15 protein-coding genes are annotated in these 19,033 nt (G+C 65.2%); 6 read left to right on the top strand and 9 right to left on the bottom strand.

Features of this window, described 5'->3' with window-relative positions; genetic code table 11:
* Positions 1-17: 17 nt before the first annotated feature.
* From E5A73_RS07095 to E5A73_RS07125, 7 genes are all read right to left on the bottom strand, one after another.
* Positions 18-1,475 (bottom strand): rhamnogalacturonidase, encoded by a 1,458-nt coding sequence (locus tag E5A73_RS07095; RefSeq protein ID WP_135963075.1) that lies wholly within the window; start codon positions 1,473-1,475, stop codon positions 18-20.
* The gene (locus E5A73_RS07100; RefSeq protein ID WP_135963076.1) at positions 1,476-2,672 is read right to left on the bottom strand and encodes a rhamnogalacturonan acetylesterase; all 1,197 of its coding nucleotides are present in this window, start codon (positions 2,670-2,672) and stop codon (positions 1,476-1,478) included.
* A gap of 4 nt (positions 2,673-2,676) precedes the next feature.
* Positions 2,677-4,539, bottom strand: coding sequence for a rhamnogalacturonan lyase (locus tag E5A73_RS07105; RefSeq protein WP_168355846.1), 1,863 nt, complete (start codon positions 4,537-4,539; stop codon positions 2,677-2,679).
* A gap of 174 nt (positions 4,540-4,713) precedes the next feature.
* Positions 4,714-7,707 (bottom strand): TonB-dependent receptor, encoded by a 2,994-nt coding sequence (locus tag E5A73_RS07110; RefSeq protein ID WP_135963077.1) that lies wholly within the window; start codon positions 7,705-7,707, stop codon positions 4,714-4,716.
* A 240-nt stretch (positions 7,708-7,947) separates the two neighbouring features.
* Entirely contained in the window at positions 7,948-8,733 is a 786-nt protein-coding gene (locus tag E5A73_RS07115) for a rhamnogalacturonan acetylesterase (protein WP_135963078.1), read from the bottom strand.
* Positions 8,730-9,494: an L-rhamnose 1-dehydrogenase Lra1 gene (locus E5A73_RS07120; protein ID WP_135963079.1), complete on the bottom strand. Its 765-nt coding sequence runs from the start codon at positions 9,492-9,494 to the stop codon at positions 8,730-8,732. Before E5A73_RS07120 ends, E5A73_RS07115 begins: the two co-directional genes overlap by 4 nt.
* Before the next feature lie 15 nt (positions 9,495-9,509).
* Positions 9,510-10,340, bottom strand: a complete 831-nt coding sequence (locus tag E5A73_RS07125) for an IclR family transcriptional regulator (protein WP_135963080.1) — start codon at positions 10,338-10,340, stop codon at positions 9,510-9,512.
* Positions 10,341-10,543: 203 nt separating this feature from the next.
* On the opposite strand from E5A73_RS07125, the gene rhmD reads away from it, so the two are divergent.
* The 6 genes from rhmD (at position 10,544) to E5A73_RS07155 (ending at position 16,699) form a co-directional block, all read left to right on the top strand.
* Complete coding sequence (gene rhmD / locus E5A73_RS07130) at positions 10,544-11,740, top strand: L-rhamnonate dehydratase (RefSeq protein WP_240700069.1); 1,197 nt, start codon at positions 10,544-10,546, stop codon at positions 11,738-11,740.
* 19 nt (positions 11,741-11,759) lie between these two features.
* Positions 11,760-12,614, top strand: coding sequence for a fumarylacetoacetate hydrolase family protein (locus tag E5A73_RS07135; RefSeq protein ID WP_135963082.1), 855 nt, complete (start codon positions 11,760-11,762; stop codon positions 12,612-12,614).
* Entirely contained in the window at positions 12,611-13,360 is a 750-nt protein-coding gene (locus E5A73_RS07140) for an SDR family NAD(P)-dependent oxidoreductase (protein WP_135963083.1), read from the top strand. Before E5A73_RS07135 ends, E5A73_RS07140 begins: the two co-directional genes overlap by 4 nt.
* Positions 13,361-13,461: 101 nt before the next feature.
* Positions 13,462-14,364: an amidohydrolase family protein gene (locus E5A73_RS07145; RefSeq protein WP_135963084.1), complete on the top strand. Its 903-nt coding sequence runs from the start codon at positions 13,462-13,464 to the stop codon at positions 14,362-14,364.
* Between the two features lie 8 nt (positions 14,365-14,372).
* Entirely contained in the window at positions 14,373-15,614 is a 1,242-nt protein-coding gene (locus E5A73_RS07150) for an MFS transporter (protein WP_135963085.1), read from the top strand.
* Positions 15,615-15,628: 14 nt separating this feature from the next.
* Positions 15,629-16,699, top strand: a complete 1,071-nt coding sequence (locus tag E5A73_RS07155) for a glycoside hydrolase family 43 protein (RefSeq protein ID WP_135963086.1) — start codon at positions 15,629-15,631, stop codon at positions 16,697-16,699.
* A gap of 28 nt (positions 16,700-16,727) precedes the next feature.
* Here the strand turns inward: E5A73_RS07155 and E5A73_RS07160 are convergent, their stop codons facing one another.
* Complete coding sequence (locus E5A73_RS07160) at positions 16,728-17,882, bottom strand: glycoside hydrolase family 88/105 protein (protein WP_135963087.1); 1,155 nt, start codon at positions 17,880-17,882, stop codon at positions 16,728-16,730.
* Positions 17,883-18,004: 122 nt separating this feature from the next.
* Entirely contained in the window at positions 18,005-18,943 is a 939-nt protein-coding gene (locus E5A73_RS07165; protein ID WP_135963088.1) for a Gfo/Idh/MocA family protein, read from the bottom strand.
* Positions 18,944-19,033: the final 90 nt, after the last annotated feature.

The following is a 19,033-nucleotide window of genomic DNA, read 5'->3' on the forward strand; positions in this document are numbered from 1 at the left end:
CGACGGATGCTGCTGCGTCAAACCGCGTTAGGCCAATATTGCGCATCTTCGGCCCGCGCGTGGGCGTCGTCGAGCAGTACGGGCGGGCGAGGATCGCCACTTTCGCGCGACAGCCGCAGTTTGTGGACCCCGAGCCCGATCACGTGCCGCGCCCAGAATCCCCAGGCTGGCGTCGGCCCGAACATGCTCGGCTCGGGATAGGCGTCGGCAAGCTCCGGTCGGTCCGTCGGCAGGACTTCCGAAAAGCCGCCCCGGAACGACAAATCGATATCGCGCAACTGCACGCATTCGATCAGGTGATTGGGCAGCCCCGCGAGGATCGCGGCGAAGCGCGGATCGATTCCGGTCGCCTTCAACCCGCGCACTTCGATATTGCGCATCGCCCCGATTTTCGTGCCTTCCGGCCCGCGCAGCCGCGCGCCGAGGCGAAGGAACAACGGCGCGGTGGTCACCTCCACCATCTCGATATTCTCGGCAAGAACGTCCTCGATCGTCCCGCCGTCGACCGTTTCGATCGCCAACCCGCGACTGCGCTCGAACTGGCAATTGGCGATGCGAATGCGACGGAAGTCGCCGTTGCTCTCGGTGCCGAGTTTGATCCGCCCGGTGACGCGGTCGCGGTCGGGCGACAGCTCCTGGGTTTGCTGGCGCGAGCCGTCAAGCATCGTGCCGAGATCGAAGCCCGAAACGGTGCAGTCGCGGATCGTGATGTCCTCGCACGACGAACGCCTGCCCAGCCCGAGGCTGGTCTTGAGCACGATGGCGTCGTCATTGGGCGTGTTCACCCGACAGCGCTCGACTCGCGCATTGCGGACGCAATCCAGGTCGATCCCGTCGCGATTGGTGTCGATGTCGAGGTTGGTGATGCCGAGCCCGTCGACTTCGCTGGCCAAAACCGCGAAATGCCCGCCCTTGAAAATGCTGAAGCCGTCGAGCTTCACGCGCTTGCAATGTGCCAGCGCGATCGCCTTGTTGCCCATGCCCTGCATCGCCGCATGGCTGCGCTCGAGCTTGCCGATATCGGCCGCAGGCATTACGGCCATCGATAGCGGACGCTCGCCCGCCTGCTTGCTCCACGGCGTACCGGGACCGTTGCGGGTGAGGCCGAGGCCGAGGATCCGGCCCTTGCCGACGATCGCGACATCCTCGGCATGCTCGGCCCAGATCAGGCTGTTATGCCAATGGCTATGGCCGAAATCCTGATAGAGCTGCGGGCCGCGTTCCTCGGGCAGATCATAGCTGCCGAGCGGTCCTTTCTCGGCGGCGATCAGAGTGGCGTCTCGTTCGAGTACCAGCGTCACGCGGCTCTTCAGGCGAAGCGAGAAGCTGAGATACTTGCCCGGCGGCAGGACGACCATCCCGCCGCCCGCCGCCTCGGCCGCGAGGATCGCGGCATTGATCGCAGGGGAGTCGAGCGCCACGCCGTCGCCGCGTGCACCGTGATCGCGAACGTCGAAGGTGGCGCCGGTGCGCATTCAGTTCCTTGCCGGCCGAACGTCGCTCTCGGCGAGGCTCGTTGCGATCAGGCCTTCGGCGAGATCCGGGTTCGCTGCGTCGAAACGCCGCGCCGCGGGCTTGAGATGCGCCGCCAGCGCCGGCACCTTCGCGGCGATCTCGGCCGCGACTGCGCGGGCGAGGAACCATGCGCCGGGATTATTATGATGCGTCCGGTCCTTGCCGCCGTCGTTGAACAGCTTCGCGGCCTCGGTCTCGCCGAGTGCCTCGTACAAGGTGACCGTCCGCTCCTGCAGGTCGAGCACCGGCAAATTCTCCTCGCGCGCAACCTTGCGCACCGCCTCGCCATATTCGGCCAGCGTCCGCCGCACCTTGCCGCCCTCGTAATTGCGCCGCTCGGGCGACGTCACCAGCACCGGATACGCCCCGCACCGCCGCGCCTCGGCGACATAGGTGCGCAGCCAGGCGGGGTAGGTGATTGCGGGATCGGCATAGGTCTGCGGCCAGTTCGTCTTCTGATCGTTATGCCCGAACTGGATCAGCAACCAGTCGCCGGCCTTGATCTGCGACAGCAATTTGTCCAGCCGCAATTCGGTGACGAACGACTTCAACGTCTCGCCCGATTCCGCATGGTTTGCGACCGCCACGTCCGGACCGAATAAGGCCGGCAGCATCTGGCCCCAGCTCGCGGCCGGCTCCGAACGTTGGTCGGTCACCGTCGAATCGCCGGTGAGGAATATCGTCGGCAGCTCGACCCGCTCGATATCGATCGAAGCGACGCGCGGGTCGCCAAGGAATTCGAGCGTGAGCTTGTCGTCCCACGTGTAGCTCCCCGCCTCACGGCTCTTGAGCTTCACCCGGCTTCCACCCGGCGCATTGGCGGGGGGCGGAGCGAGTTGGGCGTTGCGGACATTCACGACGAAGCTCGCGGTGACGTATTGGCCCGGCTTCGTGGTGATGTCGCGCAGCATTAGCCGGCGCGATTCGGCTTTTACCGTCACCCGTCCGCCGAGACGGACGGTCACCCGATAATTGCCCTCGGGCACCGCGGCGGAGAACAGGAATTCCTTGCCGCGCCGCTGGGGCTCGTAACCGTACCCGCCCGCTTCGAACGCCTTGTCCGCCGCCACGGAGACGCGCCCACTGGCGCGCTTCGGCGGTTCCAGGTCGAAGCGCAGCACCGTGCTCGTCGCCATCAGCATCGCGGCCAGCAGCATCGTCTCACTTCGCCCCGACGAAGTAGGACGTGTGCGGCGGCTGGTTGTACGCTGTATTCTGCCATGCCACCCCCAGACGATAAACCGGGTCATGCATCAGCGTCACGATGCGTTCGCCAGTCGGGATCGGCGTCGCATAGATACGCAACTCGCGGCTACCCGCGCTCGGCACAACCAGTTCCTCGCGCCAGTCGCCGAAGATATCGGCGGAGAGCGACGGGTTGGCCTTGGTGCCGTTGTTCGAGACGACGCCTGCGGGATCGAGCAGCATCTGCTCGGCGCCGTTGTTCCAGTCCCATTTGGAAATCCGCTTGCCGTCGAGCAACTCGCGCAGCCGATCGCCATCCCACCAGATGCCGAAATTGGCCGCGCGCGGATGTCCCCCGGGGATGACATTGCCCTTCGCGTCGTAGAGGTCGCGCGAATTCGAGGCCCAGGCTTCGGCGCCGGGATGACGCGGGTCGATGTCGATCGCGATACCGCGCCCGGTGTCCTTGTCGGCCTGCGTCGACCACAGGATCGCGCCGGTCCTCGCGTCGAGCATCGCGGCGCCGCGATTGCCGCTCATCCGCATATTCTCATGGACGCCGAACTTCTCCAGCCCTGGCCGGGTCGGGTCGAGGTCCGAAAGGTGCATCGCGTCGCCATGGCCGAGCCCCGACGACCACAGCCCTTGGCCGGTGTCGTCGATCACCATCGATCCATAGAACACCTCGTCGCGGCCGTCGCCGTCGACGACCGAGAGCTGGTGATTGCCTTGGCCGCCGAACTTCTCGTTGCCGGGCGTCGCGCTGTCGAACAGCCAGCGCATGCTGAGCTTGCCGCCCCGATAGTCCCATGCCGCCACGGTCGAGCGCGCATAATATCCGCGCCCGAAGATCAGACTTGGTCGATGCCCATCTAGATAGGCGACACCGCCAAGGTAGCGTTCGGAGCGGTTGCCATAGCCGTCGCCCCAGACTGCCTTCATCTGGTCGTCGCTTGGGTCGTTTCCGCCTGGATCGCGGGAGGGAGCATAGGGTGCGGTTGCCAGCGCCCGGCCGGTTCTGCCGTCGAACACAGTGAGGTACTCGGGGCCTTTCAGGATGCGTCCCTTGAGCTCGGAGACCTTCTTTCCGTTGGGCAGCACCTTGGCGCCGGTCCGGTCGTCGATATCGACTTCGCCCTCTCGGCTCACCCAACTGGCGTGCGAGTCGCCGATCATCCGGTTGGTGCCGTCGACCGTTCCGTCGGCGGTCTTCATCGCGATCTCGGCCTTTCCGTCGCCGTCGAGGTCATAGACCATGAACTGGGCGTAATGCGCGCCCGAGCGGACATTGGGCCCGAGGTCGATCCGCCACAGTTTCCTGCCCTCCAGCGTATAGGCATCGATCAGCGTCGTGCCGCTATAGCCGGAGAACGCATTGTCCTCGGCGATCGTCGGAACCCATTTGACGATCAGCTCGTAGCGTCCGTCGCCATCGAGATCGCCGACCGAGGCGTCGTTGGCGGCGTAGCTATAGCGCTCGCCGTCCGTAGTCCGCCCATCCGCAGGCCTGTCGAGCGGGATCGGAAGATAGCCGTCGGTCCAGGCAGTCGCGCCTGGGCTGCGCGCCGTGAGCGAATAGCGTGAAGTCGCGGTCCCGGTTCGATCGAGATAGCTCGTCGCCTGATTGCCCGTGACCCGGGCGAGGGCCTTGCCGCCGCGGTACAGCGTGAAGCGAATGTTTCTGGCGTCGGTGGCGAGCAGGCGCCACGAGACGTGGTTGCCGCCGGCTGCGGCGGGGACTGCGATCAGCGCCCGGTCGAGACGTTCGACTTGCCGTCCTGCGACGATCGGTGCCGCCTGCGCCGAGATCGCGGATGCAGTGATGAATGCCGCCAGCATGAACCTCTCCCGCGATTCTTTTACGACGAAGCTGCTCCCGGAGGCGACCGAGTCAAATTGTTCCCCAAATAATGGGATGATCGTTTACATTCCGGTATATCGCTTGCGGCCGCTGGGTGTTGTCCGCGCAAGATGTGGGTCGCCGCGAACGGCGACCCACAAGCGCGGCAGGCCTCAGAACTGCGCGTTGAGGCCGAAGGTAAAGGTCCGGCCGATGCGCGTCTGGAACAGCGTGTCCTGGCGAACGCTGTCGACGTAGAGCGTGTTGCGCGCATCGGTGATGTTCTGCGCTTCGAGGATCAGCTTGAAGTTCTCGGTGATCTTGTACGAGGCCGATGCATCCACGAAAGTGTTCGACTGATTCGCACGGATATCGCTGCCGTTCGCCGCGATGATGGCGCGGGTGTAGCGGTCGCGATAGCTGGCCGTGCCGCGGATGCTGAAGCGATCGTCTTCGTAATAGAGCGTGCCGCTTGCCGAATTCTTCGAAAGGTCGATCAGGTCCGAAGTGAAGATCCCGCCGGTGCCCGTGACATAGTCGATCTTCGACGTGACATGGGTGTAGCTTCCCAGCGCGCCGAAGTGCGAGAGGAAGCTCGGCAGGAAGTCGAACTGGATCTGGGCATTGACCTCGAAGCCCTTGAGCGGGCCGCCAGGCGTGTTGACCGGGCGACGCACGGTGAAGATCTCGGTCGGCGTGGTGTTGGTACCGGCCAGCAATGCGTCCGGCAGGCCGAGCTGGTTGAACGGGATCTGCTCGCTCTTGCTCTGGATGTAGGTTTCGATGTTCTTGTAGAAATAAGCGACCGACAGCAGCGATCCGGGCCGGAAATACCATTCCAGCGCCAGATCGAGTGTGTTGGCGCGGATCGGGTCGAGGAAGGGATTGTTGGTGCTCGCGTTGCGGGTCGTCGCCGTGATCGTCGGCGAACCCGGAATCATGACGCCGAGTTCGGGCCGAGACATGACTCGCGCGACCGACGCGCGCACAAGGAGATCCGGCGAGATCTCACCGACGACGTTCGCGGACGGCAGGAAGTCCTCATAATCGCGATCGACCGTGTTGGCCGTCGCCGTCACACCGGTGGGGCTGCTGGCCAGCGCGCTGGTGATGAAGCCCACTGCGCGCATGTCGGTCTTGATATAGCGCACGCCGGCATCGCCGCGCAGCGTGAAGGGGAGTGTTGTCGAAGTGTCGAAATTGACCATCAGATAGCCGCTGGTGATCCGCTCGCGGATCCGCGAGGTGCCGACGCCACACGACGCCTCGGTGCAGAAGTCGAATGCGTCCGGAAAGTTGAACGTCTGGCGCCACTTGTCCGGATCGATCGCCGCCCAGCTCGCCGGCGCGCCGTTGCCGAAGATCTCGTCGACGCCGGTGATCTGGCGGGTGATGCTGGCCAGGCTGGTGCCGGCGGGCAGTGCCTTGGTCACGTTCTGCCCGGTATATTGCGTGGCGCCGCGCGCGCTATAATCGCTCTCGCGGAACTGGCCGCCCGTCTTGACCGTGAAGCCGGGCGTCACGTCCCATTTGGTGTTGAGCTCGAAGGTCTTGTTCCTGGTCTCGTTGCGCGACGGTTTGCCCTGGGTGCTGAAGCCGCCGAGGAAGGTCACCCCGCCGTCGGGGCTGGGCGCATAGGAAAAATTGGCGGGGTTGGAGACGTCGATGCCGTAGCCGATCTTCGGATTATAGCCCCCGTCGCGGAAGTCGATCGTCACTCCGTCCGCGTCGATCGCGTCGATAAACGTCTGCAGCCGCTCGCGGCCGTCCCACAAAGAGTTCGAGACACCGGCCAGACCGGAAATCTCGAAGCTGTCGGAGAAGCGGTGACGGAAGTTGAAATTGGCCTGCTTGAAGGTCGATACGAAGGTATCGACCAGGCCCTCCGAGCGGATGTCGACCCCGTCGAACAGCCCGTAGACGAGCGAGCCGTTCTTATCGAACTCGATATCGCGCACCGAAACCATCGGCTGGCCGTTGTTGCTGATCGAGCGGCCGAACGAGAGCAATGCGATGTAATTGTCGCGGCGCTCGACCTTGAAGCGCGAATAGAGGCCATCGATCGAGATGTCGGTATCCTCGGTCGGCTTCCATTGGATGGTGGCCGTGGCGCCCAGGCGTTCATTGTCCTGCTCGGAGTTCACGTAGCGCGGGATACGCGGGAAGAACGCGCCGCTGCCCGGCGTGTTGGGCGCAGCCGGGCTGCGCAGCGCCAGGATCGTATTGTACGCGGCGATCGTGCCGGTGCGGGGATTGCCGGTGCTGCACATCGTCGCCGTGGCGCCGCGGTTGGCATTGGCGACGGGCGAGGGGCTGATCGGCGTGAAGCCGATCGGCGTGCAGAATGGCTGCGCGGCGGCGCCGGTGCCGAGCTGGTTGCCGCCCAGGGTCGACGACAGGATGTCGACTGCCGAATAGCCGGCCTCGCGCATGTGACGCTTCTGATAGGCGATCGAACCGAGCACGCCGAAGGTGCCGTCGGCGAATTGCTTCGAGACGATCGCGGAAGCGCGCGGGTCGAGCTTCTTGCTGACTTCGTTGTACACGCCGCGGGCGGTCGCGCTCAGCACGAAGTCCTTTTTATAGTCGAGCGGATGTGGCGCCTTGAGATCGACGGTGGCGCCCAGCGAACCCTCTTCGACATCGGCCGAAGGCGTCTTGCGCACCGCGAGCGACGAGAAGATTTCGGTCGGGAAGGCATTGAAGTCGAAGCTGCGGCCGGAGTTGCCGGCGCCATAGATGTCCGACGAGCCGGTCTGCGAGGTGCCCTCCATCCCGTTGATGCGGACGCGCGTGAATCCGGCGCCAAGGCCGCGCACCGAGATGTTGCGCCCTTCGCCGCCATCACCGCGCGACAGCGCCACGCCGGGCACGCGCTGCATCGATTCGGCGAGGTTGGAATCGGGGAACTTGCCGATGTCCTCGGCGACGATCGAATCGACTGCGGCAGTCTCCTCGCGCTTCTGGTTGAGTGCGGTGTTCAGCGATGCGCGGAAGCCCTGGACGACAATCTCGCCTTCGTCGGTCGTCTCGGCAGTCTGCTGGCCGGCCGGATCGCCGCTGGGCGCGTTCTGGGCCATTGCTACCGGTGTCCATGCCAGCGCCAATATCAGCGCCGCGCTCGAAAACCCGATGCCCTGGGCACGCGAATACGTCGAAGCCTTCATGCTCATCCCCTCCTCTGATGCCACCCGACCACGCTTTGCGCGTTGATCGGTCTCATTTCTTGTTCTGATTTCCCAATATATATGACGCAACGAAGGCGTCTCGCCAATCCCCCTTTTGGGATTAGCCCGGGCATGTGGGGTTTCAGTCACACTTCAGACACAAGCGGCAGTCGGGCACAGCAAAACGCCGCCGCGCGCCGCTGCATCCGACGGCGGTCGAGCCTGTCCACCGGTGTCAGTTCAGTGGCAGGCAGAGCTGCCGAGCGGCTTGTGGCGAGTCAGGTCGGGACGATCGGCGAGGACCTTTTCGGCGACGGGCAACTTCAGCCCCTTGAGTTCCTGCGCCACCAGATTGGCCATGGCGCGCGCGCCGAGTTCGCTGAAATGGGTGTCGTCGGCGATGCCTTGCGGGAAGGCGGCAAGCTTGTCGAAGGGTGTATAATGGAGATAATATTTCTTCGATCCCGCCTCGCCGGCACGGCTGACCAGATCGAGCGAGCGCGCCTCCAGATCGATCAGCGGGGTGTTGGTGCTTACGACGAGTTCGCGCTCCACTTGTGAATATGCCGCAAAGTCGGCCTTCGCACGGGGTCCGTCGAATGAGCGGCGGGCAGGGGGCGTGACCAGTACCGGGATCAGCCCGCGGCCGCGCGACTCCCAGATCATCCGTAACAGATTGTCGCGATAGAGCGTAGCGGCGGGCGCATAGCGTTCGGGGCGCGACACGCTGGCGTCGTTGTGGCCGAACTGGATCAGCACCACGTCACCGGGCGTCGCTTCGGCAAGCAAAGCATCCCATTTGCCCTCCGAGAGGAACGTGCGCGTGCTGCGTCCGCCCACGGCTCGGTTGATCACCTCGACGTCGGGCGCCAGGCCGCACTTCAGCATCATCCCCCAGCCGGTCTGCGGATATCTGTCCGCGCCGTAATTGGCGGCGGTCGAATCGCTGGCGATCAGGATGCGCTGCGCGAAAGCGGGCGGAGCGATGGCGAGAAGCGCCACACTCGCCCCAAGCAGCGCTCTCATTGCAGGTTAACGAAGGCGCCGCCGTCGACCAGCAACGCCGCGCCGGTGACATAGGCAGCCATGTCCGAGGCGAGAAAGACGATCGGGCCGGCGAGATCCTCCGCCTGGCCGAGCCGGCCGAGCGGGATGCGGCCTTCCATGTACTTGCGCTTTGCCTCGTCGGCGAGATCGTCCTTGTTGATCTCGGTGAGGATCGTGCCGGGGAGCACCGAATTGCAGCGGATATTGTATTTGCCGAGCGCGATCGCAGTCGACTGCATCAGCGAATGGAGCCCCGCCTTGGTCGGGGTATAGTGCGTCTGATATTCGCCGCCGACCAAAGCCGAGATCGACGAGACTGCGATCAGCGCGCCGCCATGGCCCTGCGCGACCATCTGGTTGGCGGCCGCCTGGCACATGAAATAGCCGCCGAGCAGATTGACCTGCATGGTCCGCTGGACAGTCTCGACCGGCATGTCGAGAAAGCTGTGGAACGGGCAGATCCCGGCGTTGGAGACCATCACGTCGACCTTGCCGAACGCCTCGACCGCCTTGGCCACGAATTCGGTCGCAGTCTCGGGCGCGGCGACGTCGCCCTTGATTGCCAGCCCGCGCTGGCCGGCGGCTTCGATCTCGGCGATGCAGGCCGCGGCGTCGTCGTCGCGGCTGTGATAGTTGATCACGACGTCCGCGCCGGCTTTCGCTGCGCCCACCGCGGCGGCGCGTCCGATGCCCGTCGATGCGCCCGTGACGAGCACGGTCTTGCCATCCAACAACTTCACTTGGCTCTCCTGAGGCTATCTGCGCGAGCGGCGCAGCGGCCGCACGTCGGGGCTCCAGCCCAGATCGGTGCTGATCTTCTGCGCGGTTTCGCGGACTTCGGCGCTCAGCGACTCCATCCGCGCGTCGTCCATATATTGCGCGGCGCTCGATACGCTGATCGCCGCGACGATTTTGCCCGAAACGTCGCGCACCGGGGCGGCGACGCAGCGGATCTGGTCCTCATTCTCCTCGAGGTCATAGGCATGGCCGGCATCCGCATAGCTCCGCATCCGCTCGAACCATGTCTCGCGGTTCGCGCGCGGCGCGCCATGCGCCTGGTCGGCCTCGAACAGCCGGGTCCACTCGGCTTCGCTGCTGTCGACCAGCAGCGCCTTGCCGAGCCCGGTCGACGTCAGCGGCTGGCGGTCGCCGATCCGGCTCGAGATCTCCACTCGGCGCCGGCCCGGAATCTTGTCGAGATAGAGCGCGAGATCGCCGTCCATCCGGCCGAGATGCACCGTGTCCTCGGAGGCGGCGGCCAGCTCTTCCATTCGCGGGCGCGCGATCTGGACGATGTCGGCTTGACTCTGCGCGAGGAAACCCAGCTGGATCAGCTTCGGACCGAGCTGATAGCCGTCGCGCGGCAGGTAGGTGAGGAAGCCCCGGTCGATCAGCGCGTTGGCCAGCCGGTGCGTAGTCGAACGGGTAAGGCTCATCCGCGCCGATAGCTCGGCAAGCTTGACCGGGCCGTCGATCACCTTGTCGAGCATGTCGAGCCCACGGATCAGCGTCTGGCTGCCCTGCACCTTGGGGCCCGCCTTCTTGGCCGCAGGTTCCGATTCAGCGTTTGACGTGTCGCGTCTCATCTCGTAACATCCTATCCCATAAAGTGAGAAAGTAAAGCATCAGGAGGGGTGCGCAGCGGCGGAGCATTTGAGCTCCCGGCAGACCCTTTCAACAGGCATAGCGGCGAAACGTATCACATGCTGGTATGTCTTGCTCGCGATTTTTCACATTATCGGGTCACGTGTCCAGATGTGGTATGGGCGCGGCAAAGAGGATCAGAGACGTGGCGGCAGCCGGCCTTTCCAAGATCAAGCACGTCCGTGCCTTCACCGTCCGCGGCGGTGGTGCCGATTATCACGATCAGGGCGAAGGCCATTGGATCGACAATCACATCGCCACCCCGATGGCGCGCTATCCCGAATATCGCCAGTCGCGCCAGAGCTTCGGCATCAATGTGCTCGGCACGCTGATCGTCGAGATCGAGGCGGAGGACGGCACGATCGGCTTCGCGGTAACCACCGGCGGCGAGCCGGCCGCGTTCATCGTCGAGAAGCACCTCGCGCGCTTCCTAGAGGGGCGCGACCCGCGCGAAGTCGAGAAGATCTGGGATCAGATGTATTTCTCGACTCAATATTATGGCCGCAAGGGCCTCGTCGTGAACGCGATTTCGGGCGTCGATCTCGCTTTGTGGGACCTGCTCGGCAAATTGCGCGGCGAGCCGGTCTATCAGATGCTCGGCGGCGCGGTGCGCGACGAACTGCAATTCTACGCGACGGGCGCGCGTCCGGACGTCGCCAAGGAGCTCGGCTTCATCGGCGGCAAGCTGCCGCTGCATCATGGCCCGGCCGAGGGCCTTGAAGGCCTGCACCAGAACATCGCCGAGCTGGCGGACATGCGTGCCAAGGTCGGCGACGATTTCTGGCTGATGCTCGATTGCTGGATGAGCCTCGATCTCGACTATGCAACGCGGCTCGCCCACCGCGCCTATCAGGAATGCGGGCTCAAATGGATCGAGGAGGCGCTCAGCCCCGACGATTACTGGGCCTATGCCGCGCTCAAGAAGAACGCCCCCAAGGGCCTGCTCGTCACCACCGGCGAGCATGAGGCCACGCGCTGGGGCTTCCGCATGCTGATGGACATGGAATGCTGCGACATCATCCAGCCGGATGTGGGCTGGTGCGGCGGCGTCACCGAGCTGATCAAGATTGCCAATTACGCCGACAGCAAGGGCGTGATGATGATCCCGCACGGCTCCAGCGTGTACAGCTATCACTTCGTCATAACCCGGCATAACAGCCCGTTCGCCGAGTTTCTGATGATGCATCCGGGGCCGACCGAAGTCGTGCCCATGTTCCACCCGCAATTGATCGGCGAGCCGGTGCCCGTAAACGGGCGCCTGCACGTGAGCGCGCTCGACAAGCCCGGCTTCGGAGTCGAGCTCAACCGCGAGCTGCCGATGCACCGCCCCTACCCGCATTGAGAACGAGAGACCTGATCCCATGAAACTCTGCCGTTTTGGACCCGCCGGTAGCGAACGCCCCGGCCTGATCGATGCCGACGGCGCGATCCGCGACTTGTCGGGCGTCATCGCCGATGTCGGCCCCGCCGAAATCTCGCCCGAGGGGCTGGCCAAGCTCGCCGCGATCGACCCGGCCTCGCTGCCCAAGGTGGATGGCAATCCGCGCTACGGCGCCTGCGTCACCGGCACGCGCCAGTTCGTCGCGATCGGCCTCAACTTCGCCGATCACGCGGCCGAATCGAACCTGCCGATTCCCGAGGAGCCGGTGGTCTTCCAGAAATGGGTGACCTGCATCCAGGGGCCGAACGACCCGGTGACGATCCCCAGAGATTCGAAGAAGACCGATTGGGAAGTCGAGCTCGGCGTGATCATCGGCAAGCGCGCTTCCTATGTCGAGGAGGCCGACGCGCTGAACCACGTCGCCGGCTATTGCGTGGTCGACGACGTTTCCGAGCGCCACTGGCAGACCGAGCGGGGCATGACCTGGGACAAGGGCAAGGGCTTCCCGACCTTCGGACCCGTCGGCCCCTGGCTGGTCACCGCCGACGAGGTCGGCGATGTGCAGAACCTCAAGATGTGGCTCGACGTCAACGGCGAGCGCAAGCAGGACGGCTCGACCAGGACGATGATCTTCACCGTCGCGCAGATCGTGGCGTATCTCTCGCAGTTCATGATCCTCGAGCCCGGCGACATCATCACCACCGGCACCCCTCCCGGCGTCGGCCTCGGCCAGAAGCCCGAACCCTGGTATCTCAAGGCGGGCGACGTCGTCACGCTCGGCATCGAAAAGCTCGGCGAGCAGCGCCAGGAATTCGTCGCATGGGTGGCCGAATGACCGTTTATTCCGGTCGTTTCGAAGGCCGCACCGCAGTCATCACCGGCGGCACCGGGGGCCTCGGCCTCGCAGTGGCGCGCCGCTTCATCGCCGAAGGCGGCCAGGTCGCGCTTTGGGACATGAATGCCGAGGCGCTTGCCCAGGCCGCCGGCGAGATCGGCGCGAAGCACCTCGTCGCTCTCGACGTCTCGGATCCTGCGGCAGTGGCGCAGGCCGCCAGGGACACCGCGGCGGCACTCGGTCGGATCGACGTTCTGGTAAATTCGGCGGGCATCACCGGGGCGACCGCGCCGGTGCACGAATATCCGCTCGACAGCTGGCAGCGCGTGATCGACATCAACCTCAACGGGCTGTTCTATTGCTGCCGCGAAGTGGTCCCGGTGATGCTGGCGAACGGCTATGGCCGCATCGTCAACGTCGCCTCGGTCGCCGGCAAGGAAGGCAATCCCAACGCCTCGGCTTACTCGGCCTCCAAGGCGGGCGTGATCGGCCTCACCAAGTCGCTCGGCAAGGAGCTGGCCGGCAAGGGCATCATCGCCAACGCGCTGACTCCGGCGACGTTCGAGAGCCCGATCCTCGATCAGCTTCCGCCGAGTCAGGTCGATTACATGCGCTCGAGGATTCCGATGGGCCGGCTCGGCGAAGCCGAGGAAAGCGCCGCGATGATCCTGTTCATGGCGAGCGAGGAATGCAGCTTCACCACCGCTTCGACCTTCGACACCTCGGGCGGGCGGACGACGTACTGACAACCGTCATCCCGGCGAAAGCCGGGATCTCAGGCGGCAAGCGAACGGCGTGCGGCACGAGATCCCGGCTTTCGCCGGGACGACGATAAGGAGAGGGGAAAATGGCGCGCGATCTGCCGTTCATCGATGCCCATGTGCATCTCTGGGATCTGGATCGCATCGCCTATCCCTGGCTGACGCCGCCCTTCGCCGATGACGGCCCGAACGGCAGCGTCGAGCCGATCGCCAGGACCTACCTCCTCGACGATTATCTCGCCGACGCATCGGGCTGGGACGTCCGCGGCATCGTCCATGTCGATGCGGGCGCCGAGGCCGGCGCCGCGCTCGCCGAAACCGAATGGTTGCAGGGCATCGCTGTCGATCGCGGCATGCCCAATGCGATCATCGCCTTCGCGGCCCTCGATGACCCGAACGTCGAGGCGCTGCTCGAAGCGCACGCCGCGCATCCCAACGTCCGCGGCATTCGCCACATCGTCAACTGGCACGCCGATCCGCGCCGCAGCTACACTCCGCGCGACGTCACGCAGGACGCGGCGTGGGAGAAGGGCTTCGGACTGCTCGCCAAATATGACCTCAGCTTCGATCTTCAGGCCTATCCCGGCCAGTTCCCCGGTCTCGCGAGGCTGATCGCGCGGCACCCCGAAACGCAGGTCGTGATCAACCACACCGGCATGGCCGTCCCCGGCGAATGGGACCAGTGGCGCACCGGCATGAGCGCACTCGCGGCGCTGCCCAATGTCGCCACCAAGCTCTCGGGCATGGGTTTCACGCATCGCCCGTGGTCCCTGGATCAGGCGCGAGCGTACGTCTTGGAGGCGATCGAACTGTTCGGCGACGACCGCGCAATGTTCGCCAGCGACTTCCCGACCGACAAGCTCTTCGGAAGCTTCGCGCAGCATCTCGACGCCTATGCCGAGATCACCTCCGATTTCAGCGAGTCCGAGCGCCGCGCGCTCTGGGCGCGCAACGCCAACCGCATCTACCGGCTCGGGCTGGACGTCTAGAGGGACATATGAGCGACACCCAGGACCATAAGTGGCGCAACACGATCCTCGCGGGGCTCGCCAATTATATCGACGCGGGCTCGATCGTCGCCGGCTCGGTGGCGCTCGGATTGTGGAAGCAGATCTACGGCCTGTCGGACGGCTTCATCGGGCTGATCGGCGCGTTCAGCGCCAATGCGATATCGGCGGGCATCGGCGCGCTGATCGGCGGCATCCTGTGCGACAAGTTCGGCCGCAAGAAGATCTACCAGTTCGACATGATCTTCTACGCGTTCGGCATGCTGTTCCTCGTCTTCGCCTCGGCGCCGTGGATGATCGTGTTGGGCTTCGTGCTGGTCGGCCTCGCGGTCGGCGCGGACATCCCCGCGTCCTGGTCGCTGATCGCCGAGCAGGCGCCCGACGACAAGCGCGGCGCGCATTCGGGCGTCGCGCAATTGCTCTGGTATCTGGGGCCGGTGGCGGTGCTCGTCGCGGCCTATTTCCTCCAGCCATGGGGGATCACCGGCGTCCGCTGGATCTTCGCGCACCTTGCAGTGCTGGCGATCGCGCTGACCTTCCTGCGCTCGCGGATGCGCGAGTCCGAGCGCTGGGAGGAGGCGCAGGCCGCCGCGGTCGGCCAGCCGGCGAGCCGCGGCTGGCGCGAATTGTTCAGCCCGCGCTATCTCGGCGCGATCCTGTTTCTCGCGTCGATGTATGGCTTCTGGAACCTGTGGGCAGGCTTCAACGGCTTCTTCACGCCGTATCTGGTCAAGGAGCACAACCTGCCCGAATGGGTCGCGACGATCGTGCCGGCGGCCTATTTCCTGATCGGGATGATCTCGATCCTCACGATCTTCATGACGCTGTCGGACAAGGTCAATCAGCGCCTGCTGTTCGGCATCTCCGCGGCGCTGCACGTCGTCGGCATGGGGATCCTCGCGATCTTCGGCTTCACGCTCGAAGTCTACATCCTCCATGTCGTCATCATGGGTGTCGCCGGCGGCTTCGGCGCGCAGAGCTTCTTCCAGCTCTGGTCCGCCGAACTCTTCCCGACCACGATCCGCTCCACCGCACAGGGTCTGACCTTCGCGATCGTGCGCATCAGTCTCGGCATCTGGAGCTTCTTCGTGCCCTGGCTCGCCTCCTACGATTATACCACGCTCGCCTGGATCCTCACCGGGTTCCTGATCGCCTCGGGGGTGATCGGACTGGTCTGGGCGCCGCGCAACGAAGGCAAGTCGCTCGAGGAGATCGCGGCCGAGCGGGCGTGAAGGGAAGGAAGAGCATGCAGCTCCAGCACCTGTTAGCCGCGCTCGCCGTCCTCCTCACGACGCCCGCCGCCGCGCAGCAGAAACCCGCCGAGGCGCCGCTGCTGCTGCCCCAGATGCAGCTCCACGACCCCTTCATAGTCGCCGACAAGGCCAGCCGGACCTATTACCTGTTTACCCGCAACGAGACCGCAATGACCGGCGATCGCCGGCTCGGTACGATGGTCTACACCAGCAAGGATCTCAAACACTGGACTCGCCCGCGCGTCGCGTTCGCACTCCCCGAGGGAACTTGGGCCAAGAGCGGTTCCTGGGCGCCCGAAGTGCATGCGTGGAAAGGCAAATACTACCTCTTCACTACCTTCCACGACGAGGCCGCGACGCTGCCACCGGCGGGCAGCCGCAAGCCCTATCGCCGCGGCACTATCCTCGCGGTCGCCGACAAGGTCGATGGCCCGTATCGCGTGGTCCGAAACGGTGAGCCGATCGCGCCGAAGGAGCGCATGACCCTCGACGGGACGCTCCACGTCGATGCCGCGGGCAAGCCGTGGCTCGTCTACGCGCACGAGTGGCTCCAGACCAGGGTCGGCACGATCGAGGCGATCCCGCTCGACGACAGTCTCGCCGCCGAGGGCCCGCCGCGCATCCTGTTCCGCGCCAATCAAGCGCCCTGGGCCAGGGGCCAGCGCCAGCCTGATGGCGACACCGTCTGGGTCACTGATGGCCCCGAATTCTACCGCACCGGCACCGGCGCTTTGGTGATGCTGTGGTCGAGCTATGGCGAGCGCGGCTATGTACAGTCGATCGCGCGCTCGAAATCGGGCGGCCTCGAAGGTCCGTGGGAGCAACTCGATCCTCTGGTCCGCCGCGACAGTGGCCACGGCATGCTGTTCCGCGCGTTCGACGGCCGCCTGATGATGGTCCTCCACCGGCCGTTCACGCTGGCGCTCGGCAAGCTCTACGAGATGAAGGACGCCGGCGACCGCGTCGAAGTCGTTCGCGAGGCGACCGAGTTGGATCTCGAGGCCTATCCGACGCACCCCTGTATCCAGCCGCACACCCCGAGCGAACGAAAGGTAGAGTGCTGAGAAGACTCGGGGCACTAATTCGGCGGTATCAGTCGAGCTTCAAATCCGCGACTGCGGTTGCCGCGAGCAGGAACGCGCCGACGCCGTAATATTGCGTGTCGGTCGCCAGCACCTGTTCGGGCCGATCGCTGACCTGCTGCACCCAGCCGAGCCGGCCGTCGGGCTGGATCGAGCGGGCGAGCGCAACCCAGCCTTTCCGCACCGCCGGCGCATATTCGGCGCGCGGCAGCAACCCCGCCTTGATGCCCCAGGCGAGTCCAAAGGTGTAGAACCCCGTGCCGCTCGATTCAGGCGGCGAATCCTCGGGCGCGAGCAGCGAAGGCGCCCAAAACCCATCGGCCTTTTGTGTCGCCTTTACCTTGCCCGCCATTTCGACGAACAATGCCTCGAGCTTCCTCCGGTCGGGATCGCCCTTCGGCAGCTTGGGGATCATCAGCGCGAGCCCGGCGAGCACCCAGCCATTGCCGCGACTCCAGAACATCTTTCGGCCTTTGGCATCGCGCCGGTCGAAGAAGCGGCTGTCGCGATAGAAGAGCCGCTCCGCCGGATCGTAGAGGAAGTTGACCGTCGCCCAGACCTCGCGCAACGCATAGTCGCGGTAGCGCCGGTCACCGGTCTGGTTCGATAGCTCGAGCATCGCCGGCGGCGCCATGAACAGCGCGTCGCACCAGCACCAGCGTGCGAGGCACTCGGTGGCGCCGTATCCCCCCTTTTCCGGAACCACGAAGGCGAGGGTGACGCGCGGGGCGTTATCGACGACATTGTCGAACACGCGGCGCACGGGGCGCAACGCATCGGGGTCTGCGCCGTGCTTCGCTGCCCAGAGATAGCTCTGGGTGATTGCGTGATCGTCGGCGAAAAAGGGCAGGCGGCCTGGCTGCCATTGATTGGCGCGCCCCATATCGAGGATCGCCTTGCCGATGTCCGCCGGCGCTCCGTGATCGGCGAGCGCGGTCATGCCCACCCAGAACGCCGCCTGCTCCCATGCCCGCGGGTTGCCCGTCTCGCCGCCGGCGCGCGAGATGTGGCTGGTGTCGCGCATCCGCGCCAACTGCCAGCGGGCGAGCTTCGTCGCCGCATCGACCGCCGCACGCGGGCTCACCTCGGCAGCGGCTTGGGCAAGCGCCGCGCCAGGCAAAGCACCGATTGTAGCCAGCAGAAGCAGCGCATTGCGCAGCGACATTCCGGGATCCCCTCCTTAGTGGTTGCAAGGGGTCATAGCAAAGCCGCGCCGGAAAAGAAGAAGGCCGAGGAACTTGCGTCCCCCGGCCTCCCGCGCAGCCCTCCCTCAAAGGAGGGCGATGCTTAAAAGGCGAACGGTGCCATAATCCGGCGCTCGGCCATCATGAAGGCGTCGGCTACGATCTGCAGCGGGCGAACGTCGACATCGCTTTCGCCCGCGGCGACCAGCTCGGCAAATCGGGCATAGAGCCGGGGATATTCGCGGTCGGGCGCCTTCTGCTGTTCTTCGCCCGGCAGGTGCAGGATGCTGCCGCCCATGCCCAGCCGCAGCGTGCCTGTGTCGGTGTCGACTTCGATGTCCCAGGTCTGCGTCCCCGTCTGCAGGAAATCGAGCACGACATCCACGCTCGCATTGCCGCTGCGCATCTTGAGTTCGGCGGCGAGCGGCGAGCCGCCGCCCTCGGGCACGTCCATCCACCCCGAATCGAGCAACAGCGGATCCGGCAGGATCTTCGTTGCGATCGAAAGCGCGTTGATGCCGGGGTCGAACACACCGAAGCCGCCCGCGGCGAGGATCCATTCCTGCCCGGGATGCCAGCGGCGGATGTCTTCGCGCCAGGTGATCCGCACCGCGTCGACGCGCTTGCCCTGGAGCCATGCCTTGGCCGGCTCGACGCCCGCGGCTTCGCGCGAATGCCAGGTAGTGAACAGCACGACCCCCTTCGCCCGGGCGCGATCGGCCAGCGCCGCGATCTCGGTCAGTGTCGTCGCGGGCGGCTTTTCCAGCATCACGTGGAGCCCGGCATCGATCGCGATCACCGCCTGCTCGTAGCGCCCGTCGGGGGGCGTACAGAGCGAAACCGCATCGAGATCATGCCCACCGGCGATCATTGCGGCGACGTCGGGATATCCGGGGACGTTGTCGAGTTGTGCATTACGGCTGGCGGTCGCCGTCAGTTCGAAGCGGTCGTCGGCCGCGAGGGCAGGGAGATGCTGATCGCGTGCGATCTTGCCGATCCCGACCAGCCCGAGCCGGATCCGCTGCGAATTGGTCTCCGCCATCCTCTGCCTTCCTTTTATAAGATATATATGCTCTTCCTATTGCCCGAGACTGCCGGTATCAAGCCCGCAAGCACCGCTGGGGCCAACAAA

It is taken from the genome of Sphingomonas gei (assembly GCF_004792685.1).
GTDB classification, from domain to species: Bacteria; Pseudomonadota; Alphaproteobacteria; order Sphingomonadales; family Sphingomonadaceae; genus Sphingomonas; species Sphingomonas gei.

Excerpts from the sequence above, each read along its gene's own strand:
- E5A73_RS07095 (WP_135963075.1), bottom strand. The coding sequence starts at position 1,475 with ATGCGCACCGGCGCCACCTTCGACGTTCGCGATCACGGTGCACGCGGC.
- E5A73_RS07100 (WP_135963076.1), bottom strand. The coding sequence starts at position 2,672 with ATGCTGCTGGCCGCGATGCTGATGGCGACGAGCACGGTGCTGCGCTTC.
- E5A73_RS07105 (WP_168355846.1), bottom strand. The coding sequence starts at position 4,539 with ATGCTGGCGGCATTCATCACTGCATCCGCGATCTCGGCGCAGGCGGCA.
- E5A73_RS07110 (WP_135963077.1), bottom strand. The coding sequence starts at position 7,707 with ATGAAGGCTTCGACGTATTCGCGTGCCCAGGGCATCGGGTTTTCGAGC.
- E5A73_RS07115 (WP_135963078.1), bottom strand. The coding sequence starts at position 8,733 with ATGAGAGCGCTGCTTGGGGCGAGTGTGGCGCTTCTCGCCATCGCTCCG.
- E5A73_RS07125 (WP_135963080.1), bottom strand. The coding sequence starts at position 10,340 with ATGAGACGCGACACGTCAAACGCTGAATCGGAACCTGCGGCCAAGAAG.
- E5A73_RS07135 (WP_135963082.1), top strand. The coding sequence starts at position 11,760 with ATGAAACTCTGCCGTTTTGGACCCGCCGGTAGCGAACGCCCCGGCCTG.
- E5A73_RS07140 (WP_135963083.1), top strand. The coding sequence starts at position 12,611 with ATGACCGTTTATTCCGGTCGTTTCGAAGGCCGCACCGCAGTCATCACC.
- E5A73_RS07145 (WP_135963084.1), top strand. The coding sequence starts at position 13,462 with ATGGCGCGCGATCTGCCGTTCATCGATGCCCATGTGCATCTCTGGGAT.
- E5A73_RS07150 (WP_135963085.1), top strand. The coding sequence starts at position 14,373 with ATGAGCGACACCCAGGACCATAAGTGGCGCAACACGATCCTCGCGGGG.
- E5A73_RS07155 (WP_135963086.1), top strand. The coding sequence starts at position 15,629 with ATGCAGCTCCAGCACCTGTTAGCCGCGCTCGCCGTCCTCCTCACGACG.
- E5A73_RS07160 (WP_135963087.1), bottom strand. The coding sequence starts at position 17,882 with ATGTCGCTGCGCAATGCGCTGCTTCTGCTGGCTACAATCGGTGCTTTG.
- E5A73_RS07165 (WP_135963088.1), bottom strand. The coding sequence starts at position 18,943 with ATGGCGGAGACCAATTCGCAGCGGATCCGGCTCGGGCTGGTCGGGATC.